This window comes from uncultured Intestinibacter sp., from assembly GCF_902468165.1.
GTDB lineage: Bacteria > Bacillota > Clostridia > Peptostreptococcales > Peptostreptococcaceae > Intestinibacter.
The window spans coordinates 23792-32966 of sequence record NZ_CABQXJ010000025.1 but is presented as its reverse complement, the minus strand read 5'-3'; the positions used below and the strand labels follow the sequence as shown (position 1 = coordinate 32966).

At 26.8% G+C, this 9175-nt stretch carries 11 protein-coding genes and 1 riboswitch; of the genes, 3 read left to right on the top strand and 8 right to left on the bottom strand.

From position 1 onward, the window contains the following. Positions 1-141: 141 nt before the first annotated feature. The 7 genes from RDX53_RS06455 to RDX53_RS06425 form a co-directional block, all read right to left on the bottom strand. Positions 142-723, bottom strand: coding sequence for a 4Fe-4S binding protein (locus tag RDX53_RS06455; RefSeq protein WP_195931036.1), 582 nt, complete (start codon positions 721-723; stop codon positions 142-144). A gap of 1 nt (position 724) precedes the next feature. Continuing rightward, on the bottom strand, positions 725-934 hold the full coding sequence (locus tag RDX53_RS06450) for a 4Fe-4S dicluster domain-containing protein (protein WP_195931035.1): 210 nt from the start codon (positions 932-934) through the stop codon (positions 725-727). 111 nt (positions 935-1045) lie between these two features. Beyond that, entirely contained in the window at positions 1046-1363 is a 318-nt protein-coding gene (locus tag RDX53_RS06445) for a Crp/Fnr family transcriptional regulator (protein WP_243269600.1), read from the bottom strand. An 84-nt stretch (positions 1364-1447) separates the two neighbouring features. Then, entirely contained in the window at positions 1448-2344 is an 897-nt protein-coding gene (locus tag RDX53_RS06440) for a HAMP domain-containing sensor histidine kinase (protein ID WP_195931034.1), read from the bottom strand. A gap of 89 nt (positions 2345-2433) precedes the next feature. Continuing rightward, positions 2434-3216: a hypothetical protein gene (locus tag RDX53_RS06435; RefSeq protein ID WP_195931033.1), complete on the bottom strand. Its 783-nt coding sequence runs from the start codon at positions 3214-3216 to the stop codon at positions 2434-2436. After that, on the bottom strand, positions 3209-4132 hold the full coding sequence (locus tag RDX53_RS06430) for an ABC transporter ATP-binding protein (protein WP_195931032.1): 924 nt from the start codon (positions 4130-4132) through the stop codon (positions 3209-3211). Before RDX53_RS06430 ends, RDX53_RS06435 begins: the two co-directional genes overlap by 8 nt. 129 nt (positions 4133-4261) lie before the next feature. Further along, positions 4262-4942 (bottom strand): response regulator transcription factor, encoded by a 681-nt coding sequence (locus tag RDX53_RS06425; protein ID WP_195931031.1) that lies wholly within the window; start codon positions 4940-4942, stop codon positions 4262-4264. Between the two features lie 237 nt (positions 4943-5179). Beyond that, positions 5180-5277: riboswitch (purine riboswitch) on the top strand. A gap of 46 nt (positions 5278-5323) precedes the next feature. Here RDX53_RS06425 and RDX53_RS06420 point away from each other — a divergent pair. Further along, positions 5324-6586, top strand: a complete 1263-nt coding sequence (locus RDX53_RS06420; RefSeq protein WP_195931030.1) for an amidohydrolase family protein — start codon at positions 5324-5326, stop codon at positions 6584-6586. A 142-nt stretch (positions 6587-6728) separates the two neighbouring features. Here the strand turns inward: RDX53_RS06420 and RDX53_RS06415 are convergent, their stop codons facing one another. Beyond that, positions 6729-7211: a GNAT family N-acetyltransferase gene (locus tag RDX53_RS06415; protein ID WP_195931029.1), complete on the bottom strand. Its 483-nt coding sequence runs from the start codon at positions 7209-7211 to the stop codon at positions 6729-6731. 255 nt (positions 7212-7466) lie between these two features. Here RDX53_RS06415 and RDX53_RS06410 point away from each other — a divergent pair, with 255 nt between their 5' ends. Further along, positions 7467-8204: a hypothetical protein gene (locus RDX53_RS06410; RefSeq protein ID WP_195931028.1), complete on the top strand. Its 738-nt coding sequence runs from the start codon at positions 7467-7469 to the stop codon at positions 8202-8204. Between the two features lie 122 nt (positions 8205-8326). Then, a complete protein-coding gene (locus tag RDX53_RS06405) occupies positions 8327-9142 on the top strand; it encodes a MerR family transcriptional regulator (protein ID WP_195931027.1) in 816 nt (271 codons plus the stop codon). Positions 9143-9175: the final 33 nt, after the last annotated feature.

Genomic DNA, 9175 nt, shown 5'->3' with positions numbered 1-9175 from the left:
TAATATAATAAATCATAATATAATAATATAAAAAAGTGTCATATAGAAATTATATAATTAATAAAAAGCCAGAGATTTTATAATCTCTGGCTTTTTATATTTTAAGAATTGTATATTATATTAATAAGTTATTTAAAAAAATTACTTATTAGGATTGTATTTAGCTTTTGAAATTAGCTGTGTCATAGTACCCATAGGACAATATACACACCAAGATCTAGGTTTAAATAAAAGCATTGTTATAAGACCTAATATAGTCGAAGTCAGCATCATGCTATAAAATCCAAATGCAAATTGATAAATCCATGGTGATGCTATGCTAGTATTGGCAACTTTCCAAGGGAGTTTAAATGTCCAAAGCAAAGTAAGCACTTCTTTTAAATTGCTTGCATTGGCAAATACTAAATAAGTATTAAATAACATAATTGCAAACATTGTTAAAAAGAAAGTCAAAAATCCATATCTAAAATACTTGCTTTTTAAGAATTTAGGCATGTTTTTATTTCTAGATAGTTTTAATTTACTTCCAAATAAATTAAATAGTTGACCTCTACCACAATATGTATTGCAATATGATTTTCCACCTCCTAATAATGATATTATTATTGGAGTTAAGAAACATAGTAATCCAAGCCATGCAAATAGTATATTAAAAAATCCTAAGCTAAAATAAGTTATACTTAAAATCCACATATAATCTAAAGCTGATTTTTTATTTTTCATATTATACCGCCACCTCTCTTTTTTCAATACTTATAATAGATGCAGGACATATAGCTGCGCATCTGACACAACCGACACATTTATCATAATTTATCTGTGCAAAAACACCTTGTTCTATGTGTATTATTTGAAGTGGGCATGACTTTAGACAAGTACCACAAGCCACACAAGAACTTTTATCTACTATAGCTTTTTTCTTAATCTTTTTCATTTTATTCCTCCTAATTTATATATTGTAAATACAATTATAAGGATTTTTAATAAAAGTTAAGTGATTAAGTCACAAAGAGAGGATGTAGTCATTATAACTTTAGAAAATATGTTAACATAACTCTTTTAGTTTTTTTATATCTAAAATTTTGATACAACCTCGACTAACTTTAACTAAATTATCTTTTTCAAATCGTTTTAACATTCTGCTTATAACTTCGCGTGATGAGCCTAAATCATTTGCAATAATTTCATGGGTTATAGATATTTTATCTGAATTTTTAAGATAATATTGATTTATCAAATAATCAGAAAGTCTATAATCTAAATTGAAAAATACAACTTGTTCTAATACCCACAAAACTTCCGAAAGTTTGCTTTGGGTTATTTCTAATATAAACTTTTGAGCAGATATATTTTGGTTTATCAATTCTTTAAAAAAGTTTCCATCTATAATTATAATATGAGAGTTTTCAACAGCATTTTTTTTAGATAAAAGAGATGTCTATATAATTTATTTAAATAGTGGAATTTCAAAGAAAATAGATAGAGTATGATCAGTTTTATTTAGATAAGCGCCGACATTACCATCCATTTGTTTGACCAAAAACTCCACAATCGAAAGCCCTAATCCCGTTGATTTATTTCTAGTTGAGTCAGATGTATAAAATCTGTGAAATAGTTTATCTACATTTATATTGGTATCTTGATTTATCGGATTAGTGAAAGTGATTTTTGCATTTTGTAAAAATTCTATTTTTATGTCGATATCTCCAAGTGAGTGTTTTGCACAGTTATTTAATAAATTTTCAATTATGCGTATTAACATATTTTTATCACCAAGTACAAAAACAGGAGGAGTCTCTTTAATATTTACATTTAAATTTTTTTCTTCAAATATAGCTATATAAGATAATACACATTCTACAATTAAATTATTTATATTGATTTTTTCTAAATTAGGCTCGGTTTTAGCAGTGACTAGATAAGAATATTCAAAGAAGTTTTCTATTAATAAACCTAATTCATCTGTAGATTTTTGTGAAGTTTTAAGGAGTTGAACTTGGTGTTTATCTAAGGGTGTTTTCTCCAAAAGTTGTTGATATCCCTTAATTGATGTGAGTGGAGTTCTAAGGTCATGAGATATATTTGATATTAATTCTTTAAATTGTTTTTGATCATTTATACTTTCAAGACGGCGTTTTTCTTCTAATTTTAAACAGCGATTAATATTTTTAGATAAATTAGTTATAGTTTTATTGAAAAGTTCAATATTAAGTGGTTGGCGTGTATTTTCAATAAGTCTTTTATCTAGTTGTTTATTAATTGATTTTAATTGTTTTAGTATAAATATAATATATAAAAATAAAATCAATACAGATATACTTAGTAAAACAACAGCAATAATCATTTTTTCAACCCCTTCATCTTTTAAAATTTAATATAACTAATTTAAATTATATTATAAATCAAGAGTAATTACGTTTATAAAATTAATAATTATTTTATTTCAGCTCTTTTAAATGAAATATAAGATAAAATTAATATAATAGCCATAAAAATTAAACTAATACTTATAAAATTTGAATATACAGATAAACTTGCATCAAGTGTTAATTTTGAATAATCTACACCGTATGGAGTTAACTTAAATAAATCAGAGAGCTTATCAATATTTACTATTTGTGCAATTGAGGCGTTTAAAACATAACCTAAACTTATTACAATTACAGGTCTTTTAAATAAAAAAGCAAGTAAAATCGATATACTGATTTGAGATGCATATACAATAGTCATAGTAATATATATTAAAAATATCTTTAAAAATACAGCAGAGTCAAATGTAACACCAGACTCATTTTTTATTATATTTTGGAATACTGATGGTAAAAATGATTCAAATGTATTATTAGAGCAAACTCCAACTATAGTTATTATCATATATGGAAGTAGAAAAATTAATATTGATATATAATAAGATATAGTTTTACAAATTAATATAGAAGCTCGACTATGACCAGTTGAGATAGAGTCTTGGATGGTTTTATTATCAAAGTCATTACAAATAAATATAGATATAAAGATTACACTCACTAATGAAATCATTTGAAAATCAGTAACAAAAGACCCAAAACCAACAATATCACTTCCTAAATTTCCTTTGCTTAATTCTTTACAAACTTCATACATAATAAATGCACTGATACAACATAATAGAAATAATATTTTTATTGAATTACTTTTTCTCATTTTAAACAAATCAGCTCTAATTAAATTAATCATTATCAACACCACCTACTAAAGATACAAAATAATCTTCAAGAGTTCCACCTTCATTTGATAGATTAGTTACGACGATATTATTATCAAATAAAGTCTTTCCAACAAATTCTTTGTCATCAATATAGTCAAAAAGTTGAACAGAGTAGTCGGGCATAACCTTGAAATTAGTAGTATTTAATTTTCTCTCTATTACATTGACTAATTTATAAACATCTGTAGATTTTATCAAAAGATAGTGTCTGCAGTATTCGTCTAATTCTTCTAATGAAAGTGTCTGTATTATTTCACCTTTATTTATAAATATATAATCTGTCGCCAATTGATACATTTCAGGCAAGTTGTGACTAGAGATTAAAATAGTCATATTTTTTTCATTGCATAGTTTTGTAAGAAGTTTTCGTATCTCGACAACTCCAAGTGGATCTAAGCCATTTATCGGTTCATCTAATATCAAAAATTCAGGACTATTAATTAGGGTAATCGCAATTCCGAGGCGTTGTTTCATACCTAAAGAAAAGTTTTTTACTTTCTTTTTACCTGTATTATTTATATCTAAAAGACTAAGAAGTTCATCTTCTATTTTTTCATCTGGAATACCTCTAATAATTCTGTGTAGTTTCATATTTTCTTTTGCAGTCATAGATAAGTTGATGCTTGGCGATTCAATCATGCAACCTATGCGCTTTCTTTCAAGCTGAATTTCACTTTCTTTTGTATGGCCAAATAACTCAATGTGACCTTCATCAGGGTAGCTAAGCCCTGCGATAAGTTTCATAAATGTGCTTTTTCCAGCACCATTTCTGCCTATAAGTCCATATATTTTACCAGCCTCTAATGATAACGATACATTGTTTATAGCTTTATAATTCTTATATTTTTTAGTAAGGTTTGATGTTTTCAAAATATATTCACTCATATTTATCCCTCCTTAAGATTTAAAATATATAAATAGATTTATAAATATTTTAGATTTACACTTTAAGTATATATAGTAAAGGTTTAGAAAGAGATAAGGTGAAAAAATAATTGTAAAGATTTAGATAAGTTATTTCTTGAAAAGTCGGTATCCTAACCCCCACACAGTTTCTATATAATTTCCGTTTTTATTGAATTTTTTTAATTTACTTCGAATGTTGCTTATATGTGTTTTTATTACATTGTCATCACCGATGTATTCTTCATGCCAAATCGATTCATATAAATTAGCCTTGCTAAATACTTTATTTTGATTTTTTAGTAATAGTTCTAAAATCATGTATTCCTTCGCTGTTAAATCAAGTAAATTATCTTTAATCTTAACTTCTTTAGTATTTTCATCTAGCGAGATATCTTTATATGTAAATAGAGAAGTTTGGAAAGCAGATATAGAATATCTTCTTAAATTTGACTCGATTCTTGCAATGACTTCACCTAAATCAAATGGTTTTGTTATATAATCGTCAGCACCAAGTTTTAATAAATCTATTTTTGTGCTTATCATATCTTTTGCTGAAATAATTATTATTGGAATTGATGAAAATTGGCGAACTTCTTTTAAAATTTGGTCACCACTTTTATATGGCAACATAATGTCCAAGAGCACGAGGTCGTAGGAATTTGTCTTAATTTCGTTTAGACCATCAATACCAGTGAATGAAGATTTCACATTGTAGCCAGCGTTTTTTATAGCTTTTGAAAGCATTAGATTTACATCTTCATTGTCTTCTATAATTAATATATTTTCCATATATACCTCCTTATCAAATTAGATTACAAACTTACAGTAGTGTATATAGATTTTATATATTTGTATTTAAGTTGAGTATATATTAAAAGTTTCTCAAAGACAATAAAGCTAGGTATAATACAATTTAAAATTTTTAAAAAGAAAGGTGTTGACGAATATAAATATATTTGATATGATAATTGAGATATAAATACCACTTAGGAAATTATGTCATTAGAGATAAAATTAATTAAATAGAATATTACAAGACAGATTACATATATAGATCCATAATAAGGATGGACGTTTCTACAGGCTGCCGTAAATAGCTAACTATACGTAATTCATTTAGAATTACTATAGCTATTTGCGGCAGTTTTTTGTGTAATTGAGGAGGAGAATATGAAATTAATAAAAGGGAGTTTTATTTACTCAATAGATAAAGATAATATCGAAATTAAAGAGAATCAATATCTTTTAATTAGAGATGGAAAATCGGAAGAATTTTATAAAGAAATTCCAAGTAGGCTGAAAAATATCCAGATTGAAGATTATGGAGATAATATAATAATCCCAGGATTAATTGATTTACATATACATGCTCCGCAATATGCATTCAGAGGAATGGGGATGGATATGCAACTTTTAGATTGGTTAAATACTTATGCTTTCAAAGAAGAAGGAAAGTATAGAGATTTAGAATATGCAAAAAAACAATATTCTAAATTTGTAAGTGATGTGAAAAACAGCGCTACAACTAGACTATCTATATTTGCAACTTTACACAAAGATGCGACAATTATGCTTATGGACATGTTAGAAGAAGCTGGTATAAAGGCATATGTAGGGAAGGTTAATATGGATAGAAATTCACCAGAATTTCTAACAGAGGATACTCTAAAATCTAAAGAAGATACAATAGAGTGGTTAGAAGATACAAAAGATAGATATAAAAATATAAAACCAATATTAACACCAAGATTTATACCGAGTTGTACTGATAACTTAATGGAAGAAATAAAACAAATTAATAATATATATAACATACCAGTTCAATCACATTTATCAGAAAATAAATCTGAGATTGAGTGGGTAGCAGAATTACACCCAGATACAAAAAACTATGCAGAGGCATATGATAAATATAATTTATTTGGGAAAAATAATAAAACTATAATGGCACATTGTGTTCACTGTCCAGATGATGAGCTTGAATTAATAAAACAAAACAATGTAGTAGTAGCTCATTGTCCACAATCAAATGCAAACTTAACAAGTGGAATAGCTCCAATTAAAAATATGTTAAGTATGGGAATCAATGTTGGACTTGGAAGTGATATAGCAGCAGGCTCAAGTTTATCTATATTTAGAGCGATGAGCGATGCAGTGCAAGTTTCAAAATTAAGAGAATCCTTAACTGGTCAAAAAAATCAAACATTAACTTTAACAGAAGTTTTCTACCTTGGAACTAAAGGTGGAGGTAAATTCTTTGGAGATGTTGGTAGCTTTGAAAAAGGATACGAATTTGATGCTGTAGTTTTAAATGACAAATCATTCGGTGACAATAGCGATTTTACTCTAAAAGAAAGATTAGAGAGAATAATCTATCTAAGTGACGATAGAAATATAGTAGCTAAGTATGTTGCTGGAAACAAAATAATTTAGTTTAATTGTATAATATTTGAAATATATCCAAAAAAATACTCCTAGAAATCATTTTATGATCTAGGAGTATTTTTTTATTCTAAGGGAATTATTAACTTAAGCAACGGACGAAGTCGTTGGCGCTATGAATGTAGTGAATTTTTTATAGTTCTAATTTCATATAAATGCTAGTATCAAGAGGGCTATTTACATAGGAATCAGTTTTATAAAATCCGAGTTTAGTGTATAGGTGTATGGCGCTTTCTAAGAATGGAAGTGTATCTAAATACATATTTTTATATCCGATAGATTTGGCATCATCTATTACCTTTTGGACTAATATTTCGCCTAATTTATGTCCACGAAACTTTGGTCTTACAAATAATCTTTTTAATTCGCAATTTGTATTAGATAATTTTCTAATACAGACACACCCAGCAGGACTACCATCGACATAAGCTATATATAATCTACCTTCAGGCATTCCATATTTATTCTCTAGATGTGATAATTCATAATCGTAGTCTTGAAGTTTGAGATATTTTGCCATACCAGGCTCATTTTCAATTAACATATTTGTGTATTCTGAAAATAATTTTTTTATTTCATCTTTTTCATTATAGCCAACTTTTATTTCTAAAGACATCAAATCACCCCTAATTTTAAAAATAGATTATATTTATATTTTAGTATAATAATTTAAAATTTTGATTATACTTTACAAAATTTATTTGTATAAATTAAGAAATATAAACAATTCTTAAACTTTGTTTTCAAAATTATAATTTGATAACTGAGGTGTTATAATAAACATATATAAATTGTTTGTATATAAATGGATATAAAATATTTAATATTAATTTTAATTTAAAATTTAGAATAACGAGAAAGGTGGCTACTCATGAATAAGAAATTATTAATAGGAATAATAATGCTATGTTCAATAATTTTTACGGGTTGTGTTGATGCAGATGTTACTGTTGATATAGATAAAGATGCAACAGGAAAGGCAATAGTCCAAGTAGTTGGGCCAGGAGCTATATTTAACAACATCTCAGAAGATACTATAAAGGATTGGGCAACTTCATATGAAAAGGTCGAAAAGATAAGTGAATCAGATAAATCAGGATATAGATTTACGACGAGAAAAGGGCCAATAGAAGATGTAATAAAAGAAGTAACAAATTTAAGCGATACAATAGACGTAAATGGAGATACAAACTCAGCTAAAAAAGATGATTCAGTCAGTTGTTTTGCTGAACAAATTTATGAAAAATATGTAGATATAAAAGAAAATAAAGGCTTATTTTCAAATACTTATGATATAAATTTAAATATAAAAGATGCGATAAATGGCGAGATGTCTAGCGAAGGACAGGCAATAGTTAATTTTCTTGGACGTTCATCTACTATAGGCTTACATATAAAATCTCCTATAAAAGCTGAGCAAAGTAATGCAACTAGCCAAGCAAAAGAAGATGGAAAATACGTATACAACTGGGATTACACAGTTTCAAATGTTCAAAATATAAATTTCTCTGCCAAAATACCTAATATAAGAAATATAATAATAGCAATAGTATGTATATTGGCTGTATTAATAGCAATAATAGCTATGATAATTAGAAGAAGAAAATAAAGTTAATTACTAAAAACTATATTATAAGAAAAATTTTAAATTTCTGTATTGACTCTAACACTGTGACAGGCTCTACAATATAAATAAGCTCAAAGAAACATGCATGTAAAAGGAGTGATTGAATGTTTAAAATAGGTGAGTTTTCAAAGCTTTCACAGGTTAGCATAAGAATGCTTAGACATTACGACAAAATTGATTTATTAGTCCCGAAAAAGACAGATAAATTTACAGGATATAGATATTATTCAGCATCACAACTTATTGTAATAAATAGGATTCAAGAATTAAAAAAGATGGGATTCAGTCTAAATGAGATAAAAGATATCTTAAAAGATTATAAGGATGATGATAGCTTTAAAAATGCGTTAAAAGCTAGAAAATCTGAAATAGAATCAGGCATAAAAGAAATGCAAAACCAAGTATTGCTTATTGAAAACTTCGTAAAGAGATTAGAGGAGGTTTCAATTATGAAATACAACGTAAATATAAAAGAAATGCCAGAAAGAAAGGTTGCTAGTTTAAGAAAAGTTATAGGAAGTTATCCACAAGAAGGAGAACTTTGGAATCAAATAAGAAGTGAAATAGCACCACAAAATCCTAAATTTTCAAATCCAGCTTATAGAGTAGCTATTTATAGAGATGAAGAATACAAAGAAGAAAATCCAGATATAGAAATCCAAATAGCTGTTGATGGAGATTATAAAGATACACAAAATGTAAAATTTATAAATGTAGCTCCAATGAAAGTTGCATCAGTTATGATGAAGGGTGAATATGAACAAATAGGTAATGTAAATGAAGCTATAGTAAATTGGGTTCAAGATAATAATTATGAATTTGATGGCGATATGTTTAGTATATACCATGTCGGACCAGCAGAAACAAAAAATCAAGATGAACTTGTTACTGAAATATGTTTTCCAATTAAAAAGAAATAGACAAATTTTTTAATTATATCAAAACTTTTAAAT